The sequence below is a fragment of the Kitasatospora sp. NPDC101108 genome (assembly GCF_055584725.1).
On record NZ_JBVJLM010000014.1, the window covers coordinates 125,001 to 149,505 of the forward strand.

Annotated in this window: 19 protein-coding genes, 1 tRNA gene and 1 pseudogene; 11 read left to right on the plus strand and 10 right to left on the minus strand. The window is 71.2% G+C overall.

What is annotated here, in order from left to right:
- Positions 1 to 52 precede the first annotated feature (52 nt).
- From ACZ6Z8_RS27410 to ACZ6Z8_RS27420, 3 genes are all read left to right on the plus strand, one after another.
- A complete protein-coding gene (locus ACZ6Z8_RS27410; RefSeq protein WP_465612726.1) occupies positions 53 to 1,264 on the plus strand; it encodes a DNA polymerase III subunit delta' in 1,212 nt (403 codons plus the stop codon).
- A gap of 359 nt (positions 1,265 to 1,623) precedes the next feature.
- On the plus strand, positions 1,624 to 2,790 hold the full coding sequence (locus ACZ6Z8_RS27415; protein WP_465612690.1) for an alpha/beta hydrolase: 1,167 nt from the start codon (positions 1,624 to 1,626) through the stop codon (positions 2,788 to 2,790).
- Between the two features lie 223 nt (positions 2,791 to 3,013).
- Entirely contained in the window at positions 3,014 to 4,597 is a 1,584-nt protein-coding gene (locus ACZ6Z8_RS27420; RefSeq protein WP_465612691.1) for an alpha/beta hydrolase, read from the plus strand.
- Between the two features lie 52 nt (positions 4,598 to 4,649).
- Here the strand turns inward: ACZ6Z8_RS27420 and leuE are convergent, their stop codons facing one another.
- The gene (leuE, locus tag ACZ6Z8_RS27425; RefSeq protein WP_465612692.1) at positions 4,650 to 5,303 is read right to left on the minus strand and encodes a leucine efflux protein LeuE; all 654 of its coding nucleotides are present in this window, start codon (positions 5,301 to 5,303) and stop codon (positions 4,650 to 4,652) included.
- A gap of 185 nt (positions 5,304 to 5,488) precedes the next feature.
- Between leuE and ACZ6Z8_RS27430 the strand changes: the two genes are divergently transcribed.
- Positions 5,489 to 5,562: transfer RNA gene (locus ACZ6Z8_RS27430), tRNA-Thr, on the plus strand.
- Between the two features lie 78 nt (positions 5,563 to 5,640).
- On the opposite strand, the pseudogene ACZ6Z8_RS27435 reads toward ACZ6Z8_RS27430, so the two are convergent.
- Positions 5,641 to 6,015, minus strand: a pseudogene (locus ACZ6Z8_RS27435) (site-specific integrase); the annotation flags it as partial.
- A 207-nt stretch (positions 6,016 to 6,222) separates the two neighbouring features.
- Complete coding sequence (locus ACZ6Z8_RS27440) at positions 6,223 to 6,933, minus strand: Eco29kI family restriction endonuclease (protein ID WP_465612693.1); 711 nt, start codon at positions 6,931 to 6,933, stop codon at positions 6,223 to 6,225.
- Positions 6,934 to 7,112: 179 nt separating this feature from the next.
- On the opposite strand from ACZ6Z8_RS27440, the gene ACZ6Z8_RS27445 reads away from it, so the two are divergent.
- From ACZ6Z8_RS27445 to ACZ6Z8_RS27470, 6 genes are all read left to right on the plus strand, one after another.
- Positions 7,113 to 8,405 (plus strand): DNA cytosine methyltransferase, encoded by a 1,293-nt coding sequence (locus ACZ6Z8_RS27445; RefSeq protein ID WP_465612694.1) that lies wholly within the window; start codon positions 7,113 to 7,115, stop codon positions 8,403 to 8,405.
- Complete coding sequence (locus tag ACZ6Z8_RS27450; protein WP_465612695.1) at positions 8,402 to 9,286, plus strand: very short patch repair endonuclease; 885 nt, start codon at positions 8,402 to 8,404, stop codon at positions 9,284 to 9,286. Before ACZ6Z8_RS27445 ends, ACZ6Z8_RS27450 begins: the two co-directional genes overlap by 4 nt.
- A gap of 467 nt (positions 9,287 to 9,753) precedes the next feature.
- On the plus strand, positions 9,754 to 12,102 hold the full coding sequence (locus ACZ6Z8_RS27455; protein WP_465612696.1) for an ATP-binding protein: 2,349 nt from the start codon (positions 9,754 to 9,756) through the stop codon (positions 12,100 to 12,102).
- Positions 12,099 to 13,763: a DEAD/DEAH box helicase family protein gene (locus tag ACZ6Z8_RS27460; protein WP_465612697.1), complete on the plus strand. Its 1,665-nt coding sequence runs from the start codon at positions 12,099 to 12,101 to the stop codon at positions 13,761 to 13,763. Before ACZ6Z8_RS27455 ends, ACZ6Z8_RS27460 begins: the two co-directional genes overlap by 4 nt.
- Positions 13,760 to 14,359 carry a hypothetical protein gene (locus tag ACZ6Z8_RS27465; protein WP_465612698.1) on the plus strand — a complete coding sequence of 200 codons (600 nt, stop codon included), beginning with the start codon at positions 13,760 to 13,762 and terminating at the stop codon, positions 14,357 to 14,359. Before ACZ6Z8_RS27460 ends, ACZ6Z8_RS27465 begins: the two co-directional genes overlap by 4 nt.
- 9 nt (positions 14,360 to 14,368) lie before the next feature.
- Positions 14,369 to 15,730, plus strand: a complete 1,362-nt coding sequence (locus tag ACZ6Z8_RS27470) for a sigma factor-like helix-turn-helix DNA-binding protein (RefSeq protein ID WP_465612699.1) — start codon at positions 14,369 to 14,371, stop codon at positions 15,728 to 15,730.
- Positions 15,731 to 16,555: 825 nt separating this feature from the next.
- Here the strand turns inward: ACZ6Z8_RS27470 and ACZ6Z8_RS27475 are convergent.
- The 7 genes from ACZ6Z8_RS27475 to ACZ6Z8_RS27505 all read right to left on the minus strand — a co-directional run bounded on the left by ACZ6Z8_RS27475 (position 16,556) and on the right by ACZ6Z8_RS27505 (position 24,099).
- Positions 16,556 to 18,274, minus strand: coding sequence for a phytoene desaturase family protein (locus ACZ6Z8_RS27475; protein ID WP_465612700.1), 1,719 nt, complete (start codon positions 18,272 to 18,274; stop codon positions 16,556 to 16,558).
- Positions 18,275 to 18,701: 427 nt separating this feature from the next.
- Complete coding sequence (locus ACZ6Z8_RS27480) at positions 18,702 to 19,256, minus strand: hypothetical protein (protein WP_465612701.1); 555 nt, start codon at positions 19,254 to 19,256, stop codon at positions 18,702 to 18,704.
- Positions 19,257 to 19,410: 154 nt separating this feature from the next.
- Positions 19,411 to 21,069 carry an ABC transporter permease gene (locus ACZ6Z8_RS27485; RefSeq protein WP_465612702.1) on the minus strand — a complete coding sequence of 553 codons (1,659 nt, stop codon included), beginning with the start codon at positions 21,067 to 21,069 and terminating at the stop codon, positions 19,411 to 19,413.
- Positions 21,063 to 21,959 (minus strand): ABC transporter ATP-binding protein, encoded by an 897-nt coding sequence (locus tag ACZ6Z8_RS27490; RefSeq protein ID WP_465612703.1) that lies wholly within the window; start codon positions 21,957 to 21,959, stop codon positions 21,063 to 21,065. Before ACZ6Z8_RS27490 ends, ACZ6Z8_RS27485 begins: the two co-directional genes overlap by 7 nt.
- Positions 21,960 to 22,117: 158 nt before the next feature.
- Entirely contained in the window at positions 22,118 to 22,717 is a 600-nt protein-coding gene (locus ACZ6Z8_RS27495; RefSeq protein ID WP_465612704.1) for a TrmH family RNA methyltransferase, read from the minus strand.
- Entirely contained in the window at positions 22,714 to 23,358 is a 645-nt protein-coding gene (locus tag ACZ6Z8_RS27500) for a class I SAM-dependent methyltransferase (protein WP_465612705.1), read from the minus strand. The genes ACZ6Z8_RS27495 and ACZ6Z8_RS27500 overlap by 4 nt, the downstream gene beginning before the upstream one ends.
- 273 nt (positions 23,359 to 23,631) lie before the next feature.
- On the minus strand, positions 23,632 to 24,099 hold the full coding sequence (locus tag ACZ6Z8_RS27505) for a carboxymuconolactone decarboxylase family protein (RefSeq protein ID WP_465612706.1): 468 nt from the start codon (positions 24,097 to 24,099) through the stop codon (positions 23,632 to 23,634).
- A 199-nt stretch (positions 24,100 to 24,298) separates the two neighbouring features.
- On the opposite strand from ACZ6Z8_RS27505, the gene ACZ6Z8_RS27510 reads away from it, so the two are divergent.
- Positions 24,299 to 24,496, plus strand: a complete 198-nt coding sequence (locus ACZ6Z8_RS27510) for a hypothetical protein (RefSeq protein WP_465612707.1) — start codon at positions 24,299 to 24,301, stop codon at positions 24,494 to 24,496.
- Positions 24,497 to 24,505: the final 9 nt, after the last annotated feature.

The following is a 24,505-nucleotide window of genomic DNA, read 5'->3' on the forward strand; positions in this document are numbered from 1 at the left end:
ACGGCGGGGAATCGGCGCCGGGAGCGCTGCCGTACGGAGCTTGGGAGCAGCAGTGGCCGTCTGGGACGACCTGGTGGGCCAGGATCGGGTGGTCGACCAGCTGACCGCCGCGGCCCGGGCGGCCTGGGCGACGGTCGAAGCCGGCCGCGGCGCCGCTCCTGGCCAGGGCGGGAACGCCTCCCTGATGACCCATGCGTGGCTGTTCACCGGCCCGCCCGGGGCGGGGCAGGTCACCGCGGCGCGCGCCTTCGCGGCCGCCCTCCAGTGCACCAGCCCCGACCTCGCGCTCGGCGGCACGCCCGGCTGCGGGTTCTGCGACGGCTGCCACACCGTGCTGGCCGGCAGCCACGCCGACGTCAAGTACGTGCGGACCGACGGCCTGTCCATCGGCGTCGGCGACATGCGCGACCTGGTGCTGCGCGCCTCCAGCTACCCGACCGGCGGCCGCTGGTCGGTGATCCTGGTGGACGCCGCCCACCGGCTCACCGAGGCCGCCGCCAACGCGCTGCTCAAGGGCGTGGAGGAGCCCTCCCCGCGTACCGTCTGGCTGCTCTGCGCCCCCTCCGTCCAGGACGTGCTGCCGACCATCCGCTCGCGCTGCCGCCTGCTGGTGCTGCGCACTCCCGCCGCCGACGCGGTCGCCGACATGCTGGTCCGCCGCGACGGTGTCGACCCGGAGACCGCCCGGCTGGCCGCGCTCGCCGGGCAGGGCGACATCGAGCGCGCGCGCCGCCTCGCCGTCGACGAGCAGGCCCGCACCCGCCGCGCCGAGGTGCTGCGGATCCCGCTGGAGGTCGCCGACATCGGGGGCTGCCTGACCGCCGCCCAGCGCCTGGTCGACACCGCCAAGGCCGACGCCGAGGCGCTTGCCGAGACCCAGGACGCCAAGGAGACCGGCGACCTGAAGGCCGCCTACGGCGCCGCCGAGGGCGGCAAGGCGCCGCGCGGCATGGCCGGGGCGGTCAAGGAGCTGGAGAAGCGGCAGAAGAGCCGCGCCACCCGCACCCGCCGGGAGACCCTCGGGGTCGCGCTGCTCGACCTGCTCGGCTTCTACCGGGACGTGCTGGCGATCCAGCTCGGCTCCACCGGCGCGCTCGCCAACGAGGACCAGCGGCAGGCCCTGAACCGGGTCGCCCAGGCCGGTCCGGTGGAGGGCACGCTGCGTCGGATCGAGGCGGTGCTCGCCTGCCGCACGGCGCTGGACCGCAACGTGGACCCGCTGCTCGCGGTCGAGGCGATGACGGTGGCGCTGCGGGCCGGCTGAGGCCGCCTCTTCCGCAGGCGCCCGCGGGCGGGCCCTCCCCGCGCCGTTCGCCCTCCCCCGCGCTGCTCCGGTTCCCCGCGCCGTTCGCCCTCCCCGCGCCGCCCGCTCTTCCCGAGTCGCCCCGGCTGCCCGTCGTAGGCCTCCCGGAGTCGGCCCGGCGTCCCACCTTCGAGTGAACGGGCGATACTCGCCGGGCACACCCGCGTGTGACGGCGCACCCGTTGTGCACGCTGGGGGCCGACTGTGCCCCGGCCGCACCGGGCCTCCCCGTCCGGGAGGGCCCGCCGCCGGAGCGGTCGCCTCCCGTACGGCACCGGGTCCGGTCCGGCGTCGGCCCTCCTCCCGAGGTGGTGCGTTCCGTGGTTCGTCCGCTCCTCGTCATCCCCCTGTTGGCCGCCGCCCTCGGCGGGATCTGGCTGGCGCGCGGTGCGCTCCAGCGCTGGCGCGACCTGCGGGCCGCCGAGACCTACGAGCTGGCCGGCGACCGGTTGCCGATGCTGGTGCGGGCGGGCGGGGCGATGATCTGCGGGGTGTGCGTCACCGCGCTGACGCTGCTCACCGCGCTCGGGGCGTTCGGCGGTCTGAGCAGGAACCGAGCGGGGGCGGATCAGGCGCAGTCCGCCGTGGACGCGGCCGGGGCGGGCGCCTGGCCCGGGTCGGCCCCGGGTGCGGCGGTCCGGCAGCAGGCGGCGCCGCCCACGGCCCCCGGGTCGGCCGCCGCGACGCCGGCCGCGAGCGCGGCACCCGCCGGGGCGTCCGTCGTGGCCAGCCGCTTCGACAGCGTCGGGCACCCGGGCGGCGGCGAGCTGCTCCAGTCCGCCGTGCTCGGGCCCGACGGGAAGCCGCGCAACGTCCGGGTCTGGCTGCCGCCGCAGTACGCCAAGGAGTCGAACGCGCGCTTCCCCGTCGTGGTGATGCACGCCGCCACCCCCAGCAAGACCGCTGACGCGGAGGTGCCGGACGTCTTCGAGGGCGTTGGCGCCGCCCTGCAGACCGGTCGTGTCCGGCCGTTTATCCTGGTCGCGCCCGAGGCACCGAACGGGACCGCGCACCCCTGCGAGCTGGTCGCCGCCGCCCCGGCCGCCGTCGCCGACGACGCGACGCTGCGGGCCACGGTCGCGGCCTCCTTCCGCACCCTCCAGCCGGGCCCGGCCTCCTGGGGCGTCCTCGGGATCGACGGCGGCGCGCCCTGCGCGGCCGCGGCCGGGCTGGCCAGGCCGGATCTCTACGGCGCGGCCGCCGCGGTCTCCGGTCACTACGACGCCGCCTCGCTCGCCCAGGCCGGCGCCGAAGCCCCGGCGGGCAGCTCGGCCAAGCTGCTGCTGGCCGCCGCCAAGGGCGACGCCGCCGGGTTGGACGCGGCCCGCAAGCTCCAAAACGCGCTCAAGGCCGGGCCGGGCCCGGCGGCCAAGGCCGAGGTGCGGGTCTCGGACAACGTGCAGGACTACACCCCCGACCGGGAGCGGCTGAGGCTGGTCCGGCAGGCGGCGCAGTTCCTGGCCGAGACGCTGGCCAAGGCGTCCTGAGCGCCGGCTGCGCGGGCGTCGTTACGCTGCCCGGTACCCGGGGTGGGTGCCGGGCAGCGGCGTTTCTCGGTTCTCGTACTTTGCTCGGTTTCCCGGAGTGGTGGAGAGGAATTGGATGAGGGCCGTCGGGCGGGCGCGGGCGCGGGCGCTTGTGAGGGTGCGGTTGCGGGCGCGGGTCTGGGGGCAGCTACGGGCGCGGGGCTGGGTTCCGGTCCGGACGCGGGTGCTCGCGGCGGCGGTGCTCGCGGTCGGGACGGTCGCCGTGTCGGCGGCCGGGTGCAGCGGGCCGACCGTCGCGTCCGGTGGCCCCGACCCGTCCGTCTCCACCGCCTCCACCGGACCCGGCGCGCCCGCCGCCGCCACCCCGCTGGAGCCGCTGCCCGCCGCCGTACCGGCCGCGCTCGCGCCGTACTACGCGCAGCAGCCGGCCTGGCAGCCGTGCGACGGCGGGTTCGAGTGCACCACCTTCCGGGTGCCGATGGACTACGACCGGCCCGGCGACGGCGACCTCACCCTCTCGGCCGCCCGCGCGACCGCCGAGACGAGCGGCTCGGCCGACCCCCGCCTCGGTTCGCTGCTGCTCAACCCGGGCGGCCCCGGCGGTTCGGCGATCGAGTACCTGGAGGCCGTCGCCAGGACGTACGACCGCGCCGTGCACGCCCGCTACGACCTGGTCGGCCTCGACCCGCGCGGGGTGGGCCGCAGCAACCCCGTCAGTTGCCTGAGCGGCGACCGGATGGACGCCTTCACCGCCGCGGACCTGGCCCCCGGGAACCAGCGGGCGGTCGACGCGCTGGTCGCCGCCGACAAGGAGTTCGCCGAGGGCTGCCGCAAGCAGGCCGGACCTGCGCTCGGCCACCTCAGCACCGTCGAGTCGGCCCGCGACATGGACGTGCTGCGCGCCCTGCTCGGCGACGAGCGGCTGAACTTCGTCGGCAAGTCGTACGGCACCTTCCTCGGCGCCACCTACGCCGGGCTGTTCCCGAGCCGGGTCGGGCGGGTGGTGCTGGACGGCGCGATGGACCCGGCGCTCGACTCGGTCACCGGCAACCGCACCCAGGCCGGCGGCTTCGAGACCGCCTGGGCCGCCTTCGCCAAGGACTGCGCCAAGCGGGAGGACTGCCCGCTCGGCCGCACCGAGCAGCAGGTCGGCGACCGGCTCACCGCCCTGCTCGCGGCCGTCCACGCCGATCCGCTGCCCAGCACCGACAACGGGCGCCGGCTCACCGGGTCCCAGGCCACCACCGGCGTCATCCAGGCCATGTACGCCGAGTTCCTGTGGTCCCAGCTGCGCACCGCGCTCACCGACGCCAAGGCGGGCGACGGCACCGGGCTGCTGAGGCTCTCCGACGCCTACTACGGGCGCGCGGCGGACGGCTCCTACCCCAACCTGATGTTCGCCAACACGGCAGTGAACTGCCTCGACCTGCCCGCCCCGTTCGGCTCGCCGGAGGACGTCCAGCGGGCCCTGCCGGACTTCGAGCGGGCCTCGCCGCACTTCGGGCGCGACATGGCCTGGATGGCGCTGACCTGCGCCTACTGGCCGGTCCGGGCCACCGGCGCGGCGCACACCATCCGGGCCGCCGGCGCCGCCCCGATCGTCGTCGTCGGCACCACCCGCGACCCGGCCACCCCGTACGACTGGGCCCGGTCGCTGGCCGGGCAACTGGAGTCCGGTCGGCTGCTCACCTACGACGGCGACGGCCACACCGCCTACGGGCAGCGCAGCGCCTGCGTGGACGGCGCGGTCAACCGCTTCCTGCTCACCGGGGAGGCGCCGGAGCAGGGCAAGCGCTGCGACTCCTAGCCGTGCTCGCCCGCCGCCGTGCTCGCTGCTCTGCTCGTTGTGCCGCCGTCGGTCAGGCGGAGGAGACCGCCAGCTTCGCGGCGAAGCCCGCGAACAGCACGGCGACACCGCTGGTCAGGGTCGCGGACAGGCGCCTGCGGCGGCGGAAGGCGGTGGCGAGCGTGGTGCCGGCGAAGATCAGCAGCGAGAGGTAGAGCAGGCTGAAGGTCTGCAGGATGCCGCCGAGCAGGACGAAGGAGAGCACGGGCTGCCCGTAGGAGGGGTCGACGAACTGGGTGAAGAACGACAGCAGGAACAGGATCGCCTTCGGGTTGAGCAGGCTGATAACCAGCGCCCGCCGGAACGGCCGCTCACCCGCCTCCGGCGCCGCCTCGACCGCCGGGTCGGCGGCCTCCGCCCGGCGCTCGCGCCAGAGCTGGCGGGCGGCCCGCAGCATCCCGAACCCGATCCACAGCAGATAGGCGGCCCCGCCGAACTTGACCACGGCGAACACCGCCGGGTTGGCCTTCAGCAGCGAGGCGGCCCCCAGCGAGGTCAGGCTGATCAGCGTGAGGTCACCCACGAACACGCCCGCCGCGGCCCGGTACCCGGTCCGGATGCCCTTGCGGGCGGCGACCGACAGCACGTACAGCGAGTTGGGGCCGGGCAGCAGGATGATGACGAGGGCGCCGAGGACGTACGTCGCCAGGTCGTTGACACCGAACACGGTGCGCTCCGCAGGTGGGGGAGGGGTGACAGGGGGCCGCTCATCGTAACGTCGTACCGGCGATCGCTTGAAGCGACAACCATCCGCCCCTCACCCACCCCCCACCCGCCCCCGACCACCCCGGCTACGGATCACCTGCGAACCTGTGTAGACTGACCCGCGTTGCCACCACACGTGGCAACGGTGCCGCCTTAGCTCAGTTGGCCAGAGCAACGCACTCGTAATGCGTAGGTCGCGGGTTCGAATCCCGCAGGCGGCTCAGAGAAGGCCCAGGTCACATAGCCCGTGACCTGGGTCTTTTGCCGTTCCTTGGCGTGTGGGCAGGCGTCAGTGACGCGCTAACGTCCTCGTTGGTGAAGACCCGGCCGGTGTCCTTCCAGGCCGGCCCCCAGTTGGCCCGCTCCTTCTGCTGCCGCTCGCGGTGACGCCGCAGGACGGCCACCGTGTCGTCGTCCAGCGCCACGGTCCGGAAGCTCCCGTCGGTCTTGGGGGCGGACTCCTCGACCTCCCACCCGTCCTGCACGAGCTGGGCCGTCACGGTCAGCGAGCTGTTGTCGAGATTGGTCTCGGACCACGGCTGGCCGCACGCCTCGCCCCGGCGAAGCCCGCGGAAGGCGATCACGTGCCACATCGCGTACAAGCGGTCGGCAGCCACGTAGTCGAGGAACGCGCCCGTCTGCTGCGGCGTCCGGACCATCACGGGACCGGGCTGGGGCGTCAGGCCCGTAGCTGTCGCCGCCGCTGCTGCGTAGGGTGGGCGAGCCGAGGAGCCTGATCGGCGGTCACCCACCCCAGGCGTGTGTCGTTCTCCAGAGCGAAGCGTCGCGCGTGGCGGCGACCGGGGTCGGGATGGAGGACTCGGAGATGACCGCGTACAGGTGGATCAGGCCCATGGCCGCGCGAGGTGAGCACCGTGCGCTCAGATCAGGCTGAGATCCGTTAGGCCGGGTTGACCTGGTTCGCCGTCGGAGGAGGAAGGAGCCGAGCCGTGACGCTCCAAGTGAGCGACTATCGCCGCGCGCAAAGGCTCCGGTCCCCCCGGTTGCGCGGGCATGGCATCCGCCCAATCGATACCGCGGTGCACCTCGTGCCACTTCGGCCGAAGCTGCTTGTCCTCGCGACCTGACCCCTGTTGGTTGACACCGAACCCTTCCAACACCACGTTCCACGCGGGTTGTAGGTCGCTGATCATCAGCCGTTCAGCCATGGGTGTGAAGAGATCATCGGCGGGTAGGTATCGCGCGAAGAAGTCGCTGAGATCGAGGTCCAGCGCCTTGTCGATCTTGCGGGAGTGCTGCCTGAGCCGGTCCCGCAGTTTGGTGCCTTCCCAGGCCGCGCCCACGTTCTGGCCCTTGCGGCTTCCCTCTGGATCGGCCTTGCCCACGTAGATGGGCACGTCGCACTTCGTGGAGGAGATGCGGGTGTACAGCTCGTGGGGTCCCGCGTAGTAGATGGCGTAGATGCCGGAGCCGCGGAAGTCGGGTATGTGGCCGAGGGGTACCGGCTTCGACGACACCAGGGCCCAGAGCACGCTTCGCCCGAGGTTCTCACGTCGCAGCGGGTCGTAGATGCGGTCGCGCCCGGACTCCGCGGATCGATCCCGACGACCGCGATCGCTGGACTCGGTCACGGGACGGACTCCTTCGCTGGGCTCGGTCTCCCCCTGCCTCGGCCCGCGACGGTTGGGGAGACGTGGGTCATCGAAGGAACTGTAGTCGCCCCGTGGTGAAGATTTTGGCCATAATGGCACCATGATCACCAACTCCGCGGTATGGTTTTACCCGTACTGATCTGCTAGGAGCGTGAAACATGGCACGGACGTCGGTCGAACTGTTCGCCGGAGGCGGTGGGCTGGTGCAGGCTGGCACGAACGCCGGCTTCCGCCATCTCCTCGTGAATGAGTACGCGAAGTGGGCGTGTGAGACGTTGAAGGCGAACGACTTCGTGGCCTACCCGGAAGGGTCGTCTCCTCCCGTGCCGGAAGAGCTGAAGGAGGGGGAGGAGAAGACCGACAAGCACAAGACTCCGCTGGTCATGGGTGATGTCCGCAAGCTGAACATGACCTACCTGGGAGAGCACGAGGTCGATCTCCTGGCCGGCGGCCCACCGTGCCAGCCGTTCAGTCTCGGCGGCGTCGCCAAGGGAGACGAGGACGAGCGGAACATGTTCCCCGAGATGTTCCGGGCCGTGCGGGAGATCAGGCCGAAGGCGGTCCTTTGCGAGAACGTCCGTGGCTTGCTGCGTCAGTCTTTCGCCCCGTATTTCAAGTACATCAAGCGCGAGCTGGAGCTGCCCTTCGTGGAGCGCGCTGATACGACATGGCAGGAGCACGATCGGCTGCTGCAGGAGCGGCTGCGGGCGAAGGACACGGACCCGACGCAGAGGTACGAGGTCTTCGAGTTCCCTGTGAACGCCGCCGATTATGGGGTGCCGCAGATTCGGAATCGCGTTATCCTCGTGGCCTTTCGGGCCGACCTTGGTGTGGATCGCGAGAAGTTCGAGGAAGCGGTCAAGGAGACGCACTCCAAGCGGTCTTTGATCCGGTCCTTCCTCGATCACACCTACTGGGATCGGCACCGAACCGTCGAGAAGCATGTCCGTGAAGGTGTCGCGCGCCTGTACGGGCAGGAAGAGCTCCAGATCGATGACGAAGACTCTCTGGCGCCGTGGCTGACGCTGAGGGACGCGTTGGTCGGTTTGCCCGAGATCGACTTGAAGAAGTTGGACAAGAAGACGCCGCAGGGCTTCCCGGACCACATCGGGTGGCCGGGTGCGAGGATCTACCAGGGCCACACGCCGAACGTGCTGGACCACCCGGCGAAGACCGTGAAGGCCGGCGTACACGGTGTTCCGGGAGGCGAGTCCGTGATGCTCCTGGACAAGCGTGAGCGAAACCAGGAGACAGGGCGCCTGGAGCATATTCACCGGTACATGACCGTCCGAGAGACCGCCCGTGTCATGACGTTCGGCGACGATTGGAACCTGATGGGGCCGCGCGGGGAGCGGATGCGTCAGCTGGGTAACGCTGTGCCGGTCCGCCTGGGGGAGGTCTTCGCTAAGGCCATCCACGAGGCATTGGATGATGTGGAATCGCGATCGTGAACGATACGCGGCGTGGTGGGCAGAGCGGTTGGAACGATCAGCCGCCGCCGAAGCATGCCTGGAAGGGTCGAGCTGGCCGCAGCAGAGAAGCCCTGGCGGCGGAGCAGGATCGCGCGGCTGGTGGTCGTCAAGGGCGCTATGTCCGTCTGGATGATGAGCGGTACGCTCTCGCCTCCGTCGAACTCAAGGTGTTGCCCAATACTCGACGCATTCGCGCCTACTTGCGGTGGTCCGACAAGGGCCGTTCACCCACCAAGTACCTTGGGCAAGTCGACAAGGACACCCGAGCGGCGAACCTCGTCGCCGGGTGGGAGGTGGCGGTGGAGAAAGGGCTCGTGGGTGCCCGACCCGTGCCGCAGGGCTCGTGGGCCTCATCGGACGCGGTTCGCGCGTCGATGCGTGGCAACCGGGGCAAAGACACGGGCCCTGAGCTCAGGCTCCGCTCTCTCATTCACCGTGAGGGGCTGCGGTATCGCGTATCCACGCGGCCGCTGCCCGACCTGCGCCGTACCGCCGACCTCGTGTTCACGAAGGCCCGCGTGGCGGTGTTCGTGGATGGCTGCTTCTGGCACGGGTGCCCGGAACATCACAGGCCGGCGACGACTCGAAATCCTGAGTTCTGGCGCGACAAGATCGAGGTCAACCGCTCACGGGACGGGGAGACGAACCGTCGCCTCTCCGAAGCCGGGTGGACGGTTATCCGTATCTGGGAGCACGAGGACCCCGTTGACGCTGCTCAGCGTGTCATCGCGGTGGTGCGCGGGACGCGGAGGCTAAAGGGTGCCGTGGCTGAGCAGGTCCTCGACCGCGTCTGTAGCGCGCCGCAGGGTGATCCGGCCGTCACCGTCACTGAAAGCGAGCAACCGCTCGCCGATGTGTAGGCCGGCCTCGACCAGAACACCTATCGGGATCTCGGTGGTCCCGTCTTCCGCCACGGTCACCTCGGCGGGCTCTCGAATCATCCTCCCAGGAAGCCACGAGAGTGGAGCAGAGCCCTCGGGGTGGTCCTGTGTTGACCGAGGGCTGGGGCTGCGGTTTAGAGGACGCGAGCCCCCTGAGCCGGCAGCGGCACACGTCAGGGGCCAGACACGCAAGATCCCCGGCCGCGGAGCCATGCCTCACCTGCCGCGACCGAATCACACCACTTCATGACGGTTCGTCACTCCATTGCCCGTCTCCGGTAGCCGCATGATTCGCCGGGGTTCGCAAACTCCGGACGGATTGTCAGTCGCACCCTCTACCCTCAGGATCGGATGCTCGACTCATGAGAGTCGGGCGGCTTCGGCGTGCCCACATACGCCGCGGCCGCCGTGACAGCGTCCCGATCCTTCAGGAGGGTTCCGCCGGAGTGAAGATCACCCCTTCTTCCCGCGTGCTGAGCATGCTGGGCGAGATCGATTTCGACGAGTGGCAGTGCCTGGCCGAGCTCGTCGACAACCCCTTCGACGACTTCCTCGACATCCTTCGCTCGGGGGCGGAGTGGCCTGACGGCTTCACAGTGAGCGTGACTCTGCCGTCGTCTTCGAAGGGAGTTCTGGAGGTCCGCGACACCGGTCGGGGCATGTCGCATGACCGCCTGGCGCGCGCGGTACGGGCCGGCTGGTCCGGGAACGACATGCACGACAAGCTCGGCCTCTTCGGCATGGGCTTCAACATCTCGACAGCCCGGCTCGGCCGACGGACCCGAATCCTGACGACCCGAGCGGGTGACGCGGACTGGATCGGCGTCGAGATCGACCTCGACCAGATCAAGGACGACTTCGAGGCGAAGGACATCGTCGAGCCGAAGAGCGACCCGTCCCAGCACGGCACCAGGATCATCGTCGACCGCCTGCACGTGACGCGCGCTGACTGGCTGCGGCGCAACGGCGCCTCACTTCGCAACATCCTGGGCTCGGTGTACTCGTGGATCCTTACGGAGCACCCCTTCGAGCTCTACGTCGGCGGGACCCGGGTCAAGCCGGTCCGTCACTGCCGCTGGGGCGATGACCGTTTCGTGCTCTACAACGGCAAGGAGCGGATCCCCGCATACATCCCGATCGATGAGAAGCTCCAAGACGGAATCGCCTGCCGAGACTGTGGGGAGTGGCAGCTTGGGTCGGGCGAGGTTTGCTCGGTCTGTGGCGGCGGCAACTTGTCGGTGCGTGAGCGCCGGATCCACGGCTGGCTCGGCGTCCAGCGTTACCTCGACAAGACCGAGTACGGGATCGACTTCCTGCGCAACGGCCGGAAGATCCTGCGTTGGGACAAGCAGCTCTTCACCTGGAACAACCCCGACGGGATCGCGGGGAACGAGGAGCCGGAGTATCCGGTCGACCTTGCCCACCAGGGCGGCCGCCTCATCGGCGAGATTCACCTCGACCACGTCCCCGTCACCTACCAGAAGGACGCTTTCGAGTACGGCGACCGCAGCTGGCTCACCGCCGTGGAGGTTCTGCGCGGCCTGGCGCCACTCCAGCCTCAGCGTGCTCAGAAGCTCGGTTACACGGAGAACGAGAGCCCGCTGGCCCTCTTGTTCAAGGGTTTCCGCCGTAACGACGCGGGCCTACGCTGCCTCGTCCCGGGCGACGGCAACAAGCCGATCCACGCGGATACCCGAGACTGGGGTCGCAAGTTTCAGGCAGGCGTCTCCGAGTTCCAGACCGACGATCACTGGTGGCAGGCGGTCCTGCGGCACGAGGAGATCAAGAAGCAGGGCAAAGAAGCGAAGACGGCCGCCAGCCTACCGGCCCAGCCCGACGAGCAGGCGGTTCTGGGCGCGCTCGGCATGCCCGCTAACATCCCCGCCTCTGGTACCGCCAAGCCCGAGACCGGGGCCAAAGCTGTCTCCACCGTGCCCGCCCCGGCTGTGGCGATCAAGGAGAGGGCGGAGACCCGTAGTGAGCGACTGGCCCGGTACGAGGGCGCGGCGTTGCCACACGCCTACCTGAGTCGATCGTTCGGGCACCCCGAACTCGGTTACCTGAAGGTGCGGACCTTGCTGCTGACGCCGGGCGAGCGGCTCCTCGATGACAACGGGCTGCGCGTTCCGGTCCTCCTTGACCAGCGGTCCGGCAACGAGCTCACCGCCCTTGTAGACCCCGAGCACGCCGCGTTCTGTCGGTTTGGCACGGATTACGCCGATCTCCTCCTGGTCGAACTGGCCGCCATCCTGAAGGTGCGGGCGCGCTCCGACTGGAGCCCGTCGCAGCTCGTCGCCGCGATCCGCGCCGAGTCCCTGCAGGACAGCGCACTCGACGGCACCACCGTCGGCGCGGAGGCCCGAGACCTCCTCGGGGAGATCCGCGAGCGTCTGGCCGAGGCCCTCGACCGGAGCGGCGGCTTCACGCTTGCCTACGGCCACCTCTCTAAGGAAGAGAAGACCGCGACCGAGGAGGCGATGATCGCCGCCGGACGGGTCGGTCTCATCGGCTGTCTCGGCCTGGACTCCGGATTCGTCCACCACGTTCCCGCGCTGGCTCTGGTCCGGCTCGTCGAGGCGATGCCGGCGGCGTTCATGGATGGCGCCGCTTTCCGTGGCCCGTACACCAGGGTGTCCTCGCCGTCCGGGAAGGCCCTGAGTCTGGCCCGGGTCACGGGCTGCCTTGCTGATGTTGCGACGCTCGGCACCTTCGCGGGTGAGGCGACCGCGCCGCAACTGCGGCGTGCCCGCCTGAGTATCGCCCTCCTGCGCGATGAACTGGCAGGTGGGGAGTGAGCGCCGCGTTCCTGACGGCCGCCGAACTCCGTGACGGCGGCCCTGAGGGACTGATCAAGGCGCTCGAACGAACCTTGTGGCACCTTGGCTTCCAGGATGTCCGCGTCATTGACGGTGCCCACGACCACGGCGCCGATCTGCTCGCGGTCCGCGACCACGAGCAGTGGGTGTTCCAAAGCAAGTGGAAGGCGCACGGTACCGCCGACGACGCAGGTATCGACGACCTCGAGCGCGCCCGTACCTACTACCGCGCCGACAAGGCCGTCCTGGTCACCAATACTGACATCACCGCGTCTGCTCAGACACGGCGACGGGCGCTGGCGGGGATCGGCGTCGACATCACCCTGTGGCACGGAGCCACCTTGGACGCCATCGGTGAGAGGATGCCCGATCGCGTACCCGTCCCCTACGCCCTGAGGCCGTACCAGAAACGGGCCGTAGCCGCGATTGAGCGGGACCTCGACGCGGAGGGGACGGCGCTGCTGGTCCTGGCGACAGGCCTGGGCAAGACGGTCATCGGCGGTGAGGTCATCGGCAATTTCCTCGCCTCGCGTCCGGACGCGCGTGTCCTGGTCGTCGCGCACATGCGCGACCTGGTGGGTCAGCTTGAGAAGGCACTGTGGCGACACATCCCGAAGGGTGTGCCGACCCGTCTCCTCACCGGCGAGAACAAGCCCAGGGCCCTCGACGGCGTCGTCGTCGCGACCGTTGAGTCCGCGCTGTCCGCCGTACGCGTGGGCTATGAACCCGACCTCATCATGATCGACGAGACCCACCACGTTGCCGAGACCGGCAGATTTGCGGAACTCCTGGATCTGTGTGGGACTGCGGGGCGATTCGGAGTCACCGCTACTCCGTGGCGTGGCGACAAGTTCGACATCACTGCCCGCTTCGGCCAGCCCAGCTTCAAAATGGGCATCGCCGAGGGCATGGCGGCGGGCTACTTGTCGGCCGTCGACTACAAGCTGTACGCGGATGGCGTCGACTGGGACGCTGTCCAGGACATCAGTCGCCACGGCTACTCGATCAAGGACCTCAACCGCCGTCTGTTCCTTCCCCAGCGGGATGAGGAGATCGTCGAGCACCTGCGGGCGACCTGGCGGGAGACCGTCGAGCCCCGCGCCATCGTGTTCTGCCAGACCATTGAGCACGCCGAGCACATGGCCGGCCTCCTCGCTATCTCGGACCCGGCGTGGTCCAGCGCCTCCCACCTGCACAGCGGTCTTTCGAAGCGTCACCGTGACGTTCTACTCAACGAGTTCCGTCTCGGCCGCGTCCCGGTGATCACATGCGTGGACGTATTCAACGAGGGCGTCGACGTGCCCGATGTGAATCTGATCGCGTTCCTTCGCGTCACTCACAGTCGAAGGATTTTCGTGCAGCAGCTAGGCCGGGGGCTGCGTCTGAGCCCGGGCAAGAAGGCTCTGAAGGTCCTCGACTTCGTCACTGACATCCGCCGCGCCGCGGCAGTGCTGAACCTGCGCCGGACGCTGGAGGCCGAGGAGACCGAGCATTTGGAACTCCCGCACGTCTCCCGCATCGAGTTCCAGGACGAGACGGTCGGTTCCCTCATGGACATGTGGATCCAGGATGCCGCCGACCTTGAGACCGCGGCGGACGAGGTCCGACTCCAGTTCCCCCTGCCGAAAGGAATCCTGTGACTGACTACAAGATCCCGCCCGCCGTCGAGAAGGCCCTGGTCACCCGGATCTACGCCCAGGCCGACGAGGCCCAGTGGCCGCACCTCCAGGACGCGGACCGCACCCGCCTGTACCAGGAATGGACAGAAGATCCGGAGATCGGCGGCCGCCTCCTCGGCTTCGTGGGGCAGCAGGCCAACATCCGCCCGTGGCTGAAGGACTGCCCTATGAAGGAGTACGAGCGGGCTAGGCGCGGGGAGGGCAAGTACGCCAAGTATGTGACCCGTCCGGCGGCAACGCTCGAGCAGATGGTCCTGGCGATCTACGGACCCGGCTGGGAGATCATCCCGGACACTACGCGACAGAAGCCGATGCGCGCGAGAGTCCGCGAAGTCGGGACTGAAGACGAAGAGCAGCACTTCGTGGCCGGCACGGCGGCGAACCTCAAGCACCTCGTGTGGCCCGCCATCCTGGATCGGTCCACTGGTGAGACCTGGCCCTGGACGATCTGCGTCGTCGATCCGTTCCGCGACCCCGTGTCGCCCGAGACGAAGGAGGAGCACCAGCGCATGGCTAAGTTTCTCGGCGTGCGGGTCGTCTACTTCAGCGAGATGTGAGGGGTTTCGGTGGGGGACGAGTGGTCGAGGGGCGAATGGCTGGTCAGGGCGTGGGAGTCAGGGGTCTTCGATGAGCGCGAGCGAGCCGTCATCGAGGGCCGGTCCAAGGGCCGGACTCTGGACGAGGTCGGAGCGCTGCTGGGGCTGAGCCGCGAGCGCGTGCGCCAGATCCAGAGCGGGACGAGAAGGTGGCTCGTGGTGGCGGCGGACATGTTCCACGACGGGTGGCGGGAGAAACTGCGCGCGATGGGCGCGGGCGTGGCCGCCCCGCGGGAGGACTACGCCACGACGCTCGGGGTCGTCGACCACTTGTTGCTGGACGAGCTGCTGATAGCAGCGGGGCTGGCCGCGCCGCGGACGTGGGCGGGGCCGTTGAGGGGGTGGTGGAGCGTCGACCCGGGGATACTGAATGGCGCCCTACGTCGCCTGGTCGACACGGCGCCTTTCCGCAGCGACGACCTCAGCCAAGCGGCCTCCGAGGCGGGATTGCCCGCACGGCTCCCTCTGCAGCGGCTGCTGAGCCACTCCGAGTCGCGGCTCGCTCTGAGCCCCAACGGGCACTGGGTCCGCCGCAAAGCACGGAGACGCGACGCGGCGTACCTATGGTTGCTGGAGACGGGGCGCCCGTGTCGGGCCGACGAGCTGCTCGCCCCAATGGGCGCGACGACCACCGCGGCCGTACGGGAGGCACTGCGCCGTGATGACCGCTTCCGCCAGACCCGCCCCGAGGGCACCTGGTCTCTGGTCGAGTGGACGCACCTGCGCGCATCCCCGTACGCCAGTGCGGTGGAGGCGATGGTCTCGGTGGTCACCGAGTCGGGCCCCCTCTCCCGCGCGCAGCTATTCGCCAAGGTAACTGAGCTGTACCCGGTCACCCCATGGCGCCTGAAGCAGTGCCTGCTCAGCGACCAGCTCGGTGAGACCCTCGACGGCTTGGTCGATCTCGTTTCACGTGGCGCGCGCCCCTTCGAGGAGGAAGAACCGGTCCAGCCGGACACGATGGCTGTCGAAGGCGAGGTCCTCGGCATGCGAATTCTTGTAACCGGGGACATCCTGCGTGGCAGCGGTGTCAACGTGCACACGTGGCTGACCTGGCGGCTCGGGCTGCGCAGGGCCCCGATGGGCCGTGCGTTCACGACTCCCGGCGACCACTCGCCGATCGTTGTGCGGCGCGGCACCAGCAGCGCCCAGATCTCCAGCCTGCGCCGCCACGCGCTCGAACTCGGGGTGGCCGATGGTTGCGTGCTCGCCGTCCTTCTCCGCCTCGACAACGGCACCGCGCGCGTCGGCCACGGCTGCGTGCCAGAGACCTGTCCGGCGCGGCGGCCGTTGGCCGCCGCGCCGCCAGAGGTGAACGCCGTCGAGATGTAGGACGGGTGAGTTTAGGACGCCAAGCGATTCAGGCGAGTGGTGGCCTCGACTGGTCCCCTCGTCCAGACGCATACCATCGGCTGGGGAAGGGCCTCCGGCTCTGGGGCGCGGCGCTCCGGCGAGGCCTGCGGTGCCTGGGCGCGCAAGGTCCAGCGGCGCGACCGTGTTCACCATGGACGCCTCTCCACAGGCCCGGACAGCGCCGTCCTCGACTTCAGTGCCGACGACCCGCACGTCTCACTGTCGATCCGGCGGCCCGGCGAGAGGTTTCATGGGTTCGCATCGAAGTCTCCCCTCAAGGCCGAGCATGGCCGCTATCCCAAGGATGTGGGACATGAGTTGTCCTGTTAGTGACGCCAAGGGGGGCGACGATGAGGCCTCTCGGCCAGCTCGACGACAACAGCCCTTCTCGGCGGCGATCACTTGATGAGTGGCGTCCAACGTGCGCGTCGCCAGGCGCTGTCGCGGATCGTTCTGTGCATGCCTGCCGAGGCTGATCTGCGTGAGCGATGCGTGAGCGGACGGGGAAACACGTGCCGGTTCGGGCGGGGCCATGGATCACGGCGCATCGCCCTGACCTGCAGGTTCAGCATCAAGTGGTCGATGCTGGCAGCAGCTAGCATGATCACTCTCGGGCTCGTAATGCGTAGGTCGCGGGTTCGAATCCCGCAGGCGGCTCAGTGAAGGAAGGCCCGGTCAGGTTTCTGACCGGGCCTTTTGCATTGCTTGGGCGGCAGGCTGGGCTGCTGGTGGTCGAGGTGGGTGGGGGAGTGGAACGGCGCGACGCCCGCTCCGGGGAGGGGCGGGCGTCGCGTGGGGGCGGGGTCAGCCGAGGCGGGCGAAGCCCTTGGCGTGGCGGCGGGCGAGGCCGCGGGAGACGAGGAGGGGGTCCCAGTCCGGGCCGCGGTCGGGCAGCTTGGCGGGGTCGCCGAGGACGGCGCCGGCTGCCACTTCGGGCAGCAGCTGGCGGCCGAGGATCTGTCCGGCGGCGGCCATTCCGCCGGTGGCGACCGCGCTCAGGCCGCTGCCGAAGCGGATGCTCTGGCCGACCACGTAGAGGCCCTCGACGTCGGTGCGCACGTCCGGCCGCTGGCTGACGTTGCCCCAGCGGGCCATGCCGTACGGGGTGCCGCCGGTGCCGCGGATGTAGCGCTCCTGGCTGAGCGGGGTGGCCGCCTCCAGGTGGGTGACGCGGTCACGGAAGGGGCCGATCACCTTCTCGGCGGTCGTCACCATCAGTTCGGTGAACTGGCGCTTGCGGGCCTGGTAGGCGGCGTCGCGGCGGTAGGGTTCGCCGTCGACGGGGCCGCCCCGGACGCCCCAGAAGTCGTAGCCGGGCGGGCAGAGGGTCATCAGCTGGAAGTTGCTGTGGCCGGGCGGGCAGACCGCGGCCGCGCCCGGGTCCTTGTGGGAGGCGAAGGAGAACAGCAGCTGGGGGATCGAATCCACCATGCCGTCGCGTTCCCAGTCCTCGACCATCGCCGCGTAGGCGGCCTCCATGTCGTCGCTGCCGTGCCACCAGATGTTGGCGTTGGGCAGGCCGGGCAGTTCGGTGTCGAGCGCGACGTACACCGCGACCAGGCCGCCGCGCATGGTGGCGGCGCGGGTCCGGGCGACCAGCTCGGCGGGGAAGGCCTCTTCGCCGCCGCACAGGTCGAGCACGGTGCGGCGGTAGTCGGCGTTGGAGATCACCAGCGGGGCGGATATCCGGGTGCCGTCGGCGAGTTCGACACCGGTGGCACGGCCCTGGTCGATCAGGATGCGGCGCACCTCGCAGCGGGTGCGCAGTTCGCCGCCGTAGGACTCCAGGGCCTCGACGAAGGCGGCCACCAGGGTCTGTCCCCCGCCCTCCGGGTAGTAGGCGCCGCGCATGTAGTGGTCGAGCATGGCGGCGTGCTCGGCGAAGGTGATGCCGTCCGGCATGGTGCCGTAGTTGCCGGCCTGGGCGGCGACCAGGGTGCGGGCCTTCGGCGAGAGCCCGCAGTGGTCCAGGGCCTGGGCCAGGGACCGGTTCCGGCGGGCCCACCGCATGGTGTCCGGGAACTCGCGGAACAGCTCGACCATGTGGTGGCCGACCAGGCTCTCCCGGGTGGCACCGGACACCGTCTGGGCGATGTGGACGAAGCGGTCGACCCCCTCGGTCTCCTCCGGCAGCGCCGCGCGGAGCCGGTCGCGGTAGGCCTCCCAGCCGGCCGGCACGTCCAGCGTGGCGGTGGGGGTGATGATCCGGTCGAAGCCCTGCTCGTCCATCGGGCGGAAGGCCACCCGGTCGCGGACACCGAGGCCGGACAGGATGGCCGGGAGGATGCCGTTCGGCCCGCAGTCGCCGATGTAGTGGGTGCCCACGTCGAACTCGTACTTGCGCCGACGCCGGAAGACGTGGGCGTTGCCCCCGGCCACGTCGTGCTGTTCGAGGACGAGCACCCTGCGCCCGTCGGCGGCCAGGTAGGCCGCGCTGACCAGTCCGCCGAGGCCGCTGCCGACCACGATCGCGTCGTAGTGGTCCTCGCCGGCTCTGGCCGCCGGACCTTGCACTCCCCGCATTTCCGCCCCCACTCGTCTGCCCATCGGAAGGTGCCGCCGCCGTGGACGTGGATCCCGAAGGCGGGCCCGGCGATGTGCGTCGCCCGATCGGACGGCAGGGAGGAGACCGGATCAGCCCCCACCTCGGGCTTGCCGACCCGGTCGAGCGCAACGTTCCCCCATCCGTTCCAGCGCGGCCCCGGGCAGGTCGCCGACCGTGTCGGTGGCGATCGGATCCGGGGCGACCGCGTTGGCTCGCACGCCGCGCGGGCCGCACTCTCGGTCGGGGGCCCGGTGATTCCGATGACCCCGCCTGAAACACGGCATAGTCGGCGCGGGCGACGTTACCGCAAATCCCGGACAGTGACGATGGGTTGACGATCAGTCCGCTGCTGTGCTCGTCGGACGGACAGGGGCGGGGCGGATCCCACGGGCGCGGGCCGTACCGTCACCGCCGCAGCACGGTCCCACCGTCGACGACCCAGAGACTGGCCGGGACCGCACCGCAGGTGACGACCTCGGAGTGCAGGTCGGGGTCGGTCCGGCTCCAGCCGACCCGGCGCTGGTGCTGCTCGTCGGTCGGGTAGAAGGTGAGGCCGGCCTCGGGGTGGTGGCCCTCGTCGAAGAGGTACGGCTTTCCTCCGAGCGGGGTGACCACGGTCTTCGAGATGGGCCCGGTCACGGTGATGGCGCCGTTCCCGTCGACGGTCAGGCAGTCGACGTCGAACTCGGCCCGGACCGTGCCGGACGTCTCGAAGACGTGCTGCACCACCACGTGCCCCCGGGCGCGGCCGTCGACCGTGCGGGCGCTGACCTGCGCGGTGAGCCGCTCGCCCGGGGTGGGGCCCGGGCCGTGGTCGTTGAGCAGGGTCCAGCTGTGCAGCGTGAGGTGCGTGGCGGGGCGTTGGGCCGGTACGGGCGCTGCCGAGGCGGTGCCCGCGGTCACCGCGGCCAGGGCCACGGCCGCAGTGGTGAGCGCGACGGCGGCGGTGGGCTTGCGCATGGTCAATCCTCCATGAGGAGAAGGGAGTCGGCCGGCTACCCGGCTGCCTCCAAGCTCCCAGCCCACCCCTGGTCGCGGCCTCCGCCACGGGAAGGGACCGGCTCCCCCCGGCGGGGGAACCGTCCCTCCTCCGCCCGGCGCACCGAGTGGCGTGTCACCGGACGGCGTGGCGTATCGCGTCCAGGGCGAGGGCGGCCGCGGCGAGCGCGGCGGCCAGGCCCGCGACCGCCGACGGGGCCGGGGCGCGATCTCCGGAGACGCCGAGGAAGTCCAGCCCGGAGACGTGGTTGATCATCCCGTACCAGAGCAGCGGGTAGACGGTCTGGAACAGCCGGGGCCCGCGGGTGAGGCCGCCGCAGAGCAGCGCCAGGGCGGGGATCAGCAGGGCGCCCGCGAGCGCGCCGGCCGCCGCCCGGGCCTGCCCGGCGCCGACCAGTCGCAGGGCGGGGACGGCCGCCACCGCCAGCGCCGGGACGATCCCCGCGAGCAGACCGGCCAGACCCCGGCGCAGCGGGGACGGGCAGGCGCCGAGCAGCTGGTCGATGCTGCCGCCGTCGGCCCGGTGGCCCATCCGGGACCAGAGCGCCATCGGCCAGAGCATCGCGAACGGCAGCACCGCGTGGCTCGGCCCGTCCGGGGTCACGGCCGCCGCCGCCATCGCGAGCACGGCCACCCCGGCCCACCAGAGCCGCTGCCCCCGCACCAGGATCCGCAGCTCCCCGAGCAGCGCGTCGTACCCGATCCGCCCCTGGCGGGGAGCGGTCAGCCGGGTCGGGTCCAGGGCGAAGCCCGCCGGGCCGGTCGGGGACGCCGCCGCGCCTCCGGCCGGACCGTCCGGGCCGGTCGAGCCGGTCGAGCCGGTCGAGGCGCTCGGCCGGGCCGCCCCGAAGGACCCGAGGGATCCGAGCGACCCGAAGGGCCTGAGCGACCCGAGCGTCCCGGCGCCCGGATGGGCCCGGGGCCCGTCGAAGCGCCGGAACCACAGCGCCCCGAGCAGCGCGATCCCCACCGCCGCACCAACCAGCAGCACCCCCGTGGCCGCCGGTCCGGACGCCTCGCCCAGCCCGAGGCCGGGCCAGTCGAAGGTGCCGAGCACCCGGTTGTCCGCCGTCAGGCCCACGCCGAACTCCACCCCGTCGGCCGGTCGCCCGCCTGCCGCGAGCACCTGCCGGATCGAGGCCGTGATCCGCTGCATGCCCAGCAGGTCCGGCCCGCCGCCGGCCTGCGCGCCCAGTACGAGGACCAGCCAGACCGCGAACCAGACCGCCGCCCCCAGCCCGCCGCGCAGGCCTGGCACCGTGTCGAACAGCACCGCGCACCCGGCCACCGCCGCCAGCAGCGGCAGGGTGATCAGGACGTACGGCAGCAGCAGCCGTACCGCGTCCACCTGGTCGGAGTCGCCCTTGATCAGCTGCACCGCGACCGCCGTACCCGCCAGCGCGAGCAGCATCGAGCCGAACAGCAGCAGGTTGCTGACGAACTTGCCCGCCAGGTAACCGATCCGGCTCAACGGGGTGGCGGCGAGGAGCCGGCCGACGCCGTTCCGCTCGTCCCGCCCGATGGTGCCCCGGGCGATCCCGAAGCCCGCCAGCGAGAGCCAGACCGCGCCGCCGAGCGCCGTCACCGTCCCCACGTAGCCGCTGGTGTAGCGGCCCTGCAGGTCCGTCACCTGGAAGACCTCCCAGCGGGAGTCGCCCACCGGCGCGGCCAGCAGTCCGAGCGCGAGCGTGCCGAGCAGCACGACCAGGTAGCCGGGCCGCCGTCGGCGCTCCCGGAAGTCGGCCAGGGCCAGGGCCCCGACGCGCGTCACCATGCGGCCACCTGCTCCGTCGCGGCCCGGTCGGCGGTGAGGAGCAGGTACGCGTCCTCCAGCCGGGGCGGCACCGGCCGCGCCTCGGCGGCGGGTGCGTGCCGGGACAGCACCCGCGCCCGGACGCCCTGCGGGGTGCGGGTGGTGCCGCCAAGGAGGAACCGCGAGCGCAGCGGCGGGACTCGGTCGGCCGGGACGGTCAGCTCCCAGACCGCGCCCTCGGCGCTGCGCAGCAGTTCGTCCGCGCTGCCGTGGTGCAGCAGCCGCCCGGCGCCCATCACCGCGATCCGGTCGGCGGTGGCCGACACGTCCGGGACGATGTGGGTGGAGAGCACGACGATCCGGTCGGTGCCGAGCCCGCTCAGCAGACTGCCGAAGCGCAGCCGCTCCTCGGGATCGAGCCCGACCGTCGGCTCGTCGACGACCAGCAGCGCCGGGTCGTTGAGCAACGCCTGGGCGATGCCGACGCGTTGGCGCATTCCGCCGGACATCGCGCCCAGCCGCTGCCCGGCCGCGTCCGAGAGGTTGACCAGGTCGAGCAACTCCTCGATCCGGGCGCGGGCGGAGCGCCGCCGCAGCCCCTTGGCGGCGGCCAGGTAGGCGAGGAACTCGCGAGCGGTGAGCTGCGGGTAGACGCCGAAGTCCTGCGGCAGGTAGCCGACGGCACGGCGCAGCGGCCCGGGCCGGCGGGCGATGTCCACCCCCTCCCACAGCACCCGCCCCGAGGTGGGCCGGGTGACCGTGGCCAGGATGCGCATCAGGCTCGACTTGCCGGCGCCGTTGGCACCGAGCAGGCCGAGCACGCCGGGCCGGAGCGTCAGCGTGAAGGAGTCCACGGCGCGCTTGCCGCCGCGGTACTCCTTGGTGAGGTCGAGGATCTGGAGTTCGGTCACGCCCGAAATGCTTCCGTCCGGGCCGCGTCCGCACATCTGCCGTTCGGCAGATATCCGGGGGCTCCCGGCACGGAAAACGCCGGAGGGGTGGGCCTATCGGCACACCCCTCCGGCCATCTGATCCGACGTCAGGCCCGGCCGGCCCTCGTCAGTCCGCTTCAGTCCTCGTCGCCGAAGTCGCCCGCGAGGTCGCCCACGGCGTCGCTCCCGGCGTCGCTCCCGTCGGGAGTGCCGCTGAGCGCGTACCCCTGGCGGCGCGCCTCGTAGCAGGCCACCGTCGCGGCCGCCGAGACGTTCAGCGAGCCGACCCGGCCCAGCTGCGGCACGAACACCACCTGGTCGCAGAGCGCCAGCGCCTCGGGCGTGATCCCGCGGTCCTCGTGCCCGAGCACGAAGGCCACCGCCGGGGTCAGCTCGGCGGCGAACATCGGCACCGCCTCGTCCGCCAGCTCCAGCCCGACCACCTTGAAGCCGTCCGCCTTCGCGGCCGCGACCGCCTCGGCGACCGTCGGGAAGTGCTCCACCTTCAGGTACTTGTCGGTGCCCATGGCGGCCTTCTGCGCACCGGACGAGCGCACCGACGGGGTGTCCCCGGTCAGGTACAGCTTCTCGGCGCCCATCGCCGCCCCGGTCCGGACCACCGAGCCGACGTTGAACGGCGACTGCAGGTTCTCCAGGATCATCGCGAGCCGGAACTCGTTGCTGCGCCGCCACGATCGGTGCAGTCGCTTCAGTTCGGTCCCGCGCAGCTGCTTCACGACGTCGTTCCCCGTCCACTCTCCGAACCCTCGCCCATGTCCGGGCGGGGCCGCGCTTCCAGAATCCGGAACCCGTTGACCGACGTGACCCGGGAGGTCGGGTAGCCCTGCTCGTTGAGCCACTTCTGCAGCGAGTCCGAGCCCAGGTGCTTCTGCACCACGAGGAACGCCGAGCCGTCCGGGGTCAACCGGCCGAGCCAGCGGGTCAGCAGGCGGCGCAGCTCGGCCTTGCCGATCCGGATCGGCGGGTTGGAGTAGATGGTGGCGAACCGGAGGTCCTCGGGGACGTCGTCCGGCAGCGCGGCCTGGACGTTGCCCAGCCGCAGTGCCTCGGCGTTCAGCCGGACCAGTTCCAGCGCGCGCTCGTTGACGTCCACCGCCCACACCGGCAGCCGCCTGCGCCTGGTCGCCCAGGTCAGCGCGATCGGGCCGTAGCCGCAGCCGACGTCCAGGATGGGGCCGCGCACCCGCGGCTGCGGGGCGTGCTCCAACAGGATCCGGGTGCCCGGGTCGAGCCGACCGTGCGAGAACACCCCGGTGTCGGTGGTCAGTTCGAGGGTCAGGTCCGGCAGCGAGACCGTGATCGGCCGGCGCTCGCTGGCGACCTCGGGTGCACTGGAGAAGTAGTGCGAGCCGGACATCTTTTCCCCGTCGTCGGTATGGGCCTCGGGGCCACCGGGTGGGTGTGGGTAAGCCCTGGGTACGGCACCGATCGTACCCCCGGTGGCCTGCGGCGCGTTCCGCCCGGCCCCGCGGTGCGGGCCCGCCCGGCCCCGTGCGCCGACCCCCGGGCGAAGGGACCGAGCGGACCGAGCGGACCGGACGGACCGGACGGGCCAGAGGGAGCAGGCGGGCCGGAGGGGCCGGACACCGGGGACCACCGGGCCGGGCCCGGCGTGCCGCGGTGGCCACGGCTAGCGGATGCCCGGGGCCTTGCGGGTGGCGACGTTGATCCGGTTCCAGGTGTTGATGGTGAAGCACACCGAGATCAGCTGCGCCAGCTCCGCCTCCGCGAAGTGCTCGGAGGCCCGGGCGTACACCGCGTCCGAGACCCCGCCGTCGATCCGCACGATCTCCTCGGCCAGCGCGAGCGCGGCCCGCTCGCGCTCGCTGTACACCCCGGCCGGGGCCTCGTGCCAGACCGGCAGCAGATAGATCCGCTCGTCGGTCTCGCCGGCCTTGCGGGCGTCCTTGGCGTGCATGTCCAGGCAGTACGCGCAGTTGTTCAGCTGCGAGGTGCGCATCTGCACCAGCTCGACCAGTGCCGGGTCCAGGCCCTCGCGGGCGGCGGCGTCCAGGGCGATCATCGCGCGGAACACCTTGGGGACGGTGCGGGCGTAGTCGAGGCGGGCGGGGGCGGTGGTGATCTCGTTCGTCGTCATGGCTACGACCCTAGGAGCAGAATGCACCCCTGCCATGGGTCATTCGGAGGCAGGATCCATGGGTCAATTGCGAGCCCGGCGGCACGGCCGGAGCAACACGCCGGAGCGGCCCCGGCGCGTCGCGTCCGCGCGCCCGGCGACGGATACTGCCAGTACGCCATCCGGGCCCTGGGAGTTTCCGACAGTGAGGACGGACACCATGCCGCAGGACCACGAGGAGTACCTGATCGACGAGGCCGTCGAGACCGTCGAGCCCGACGAGGAGGAGACCACCAGCGACGAGTACGACGAGGTCGCCGAGCGCCGGGCCCTCGGAGCGGACCCGGCCACCGACGTCGCGGACGCCGCCGAGCAGAACCGGATCGTCCAGCTCGACGAGGACGACTACCGCGAGTAGGCCGCCCGC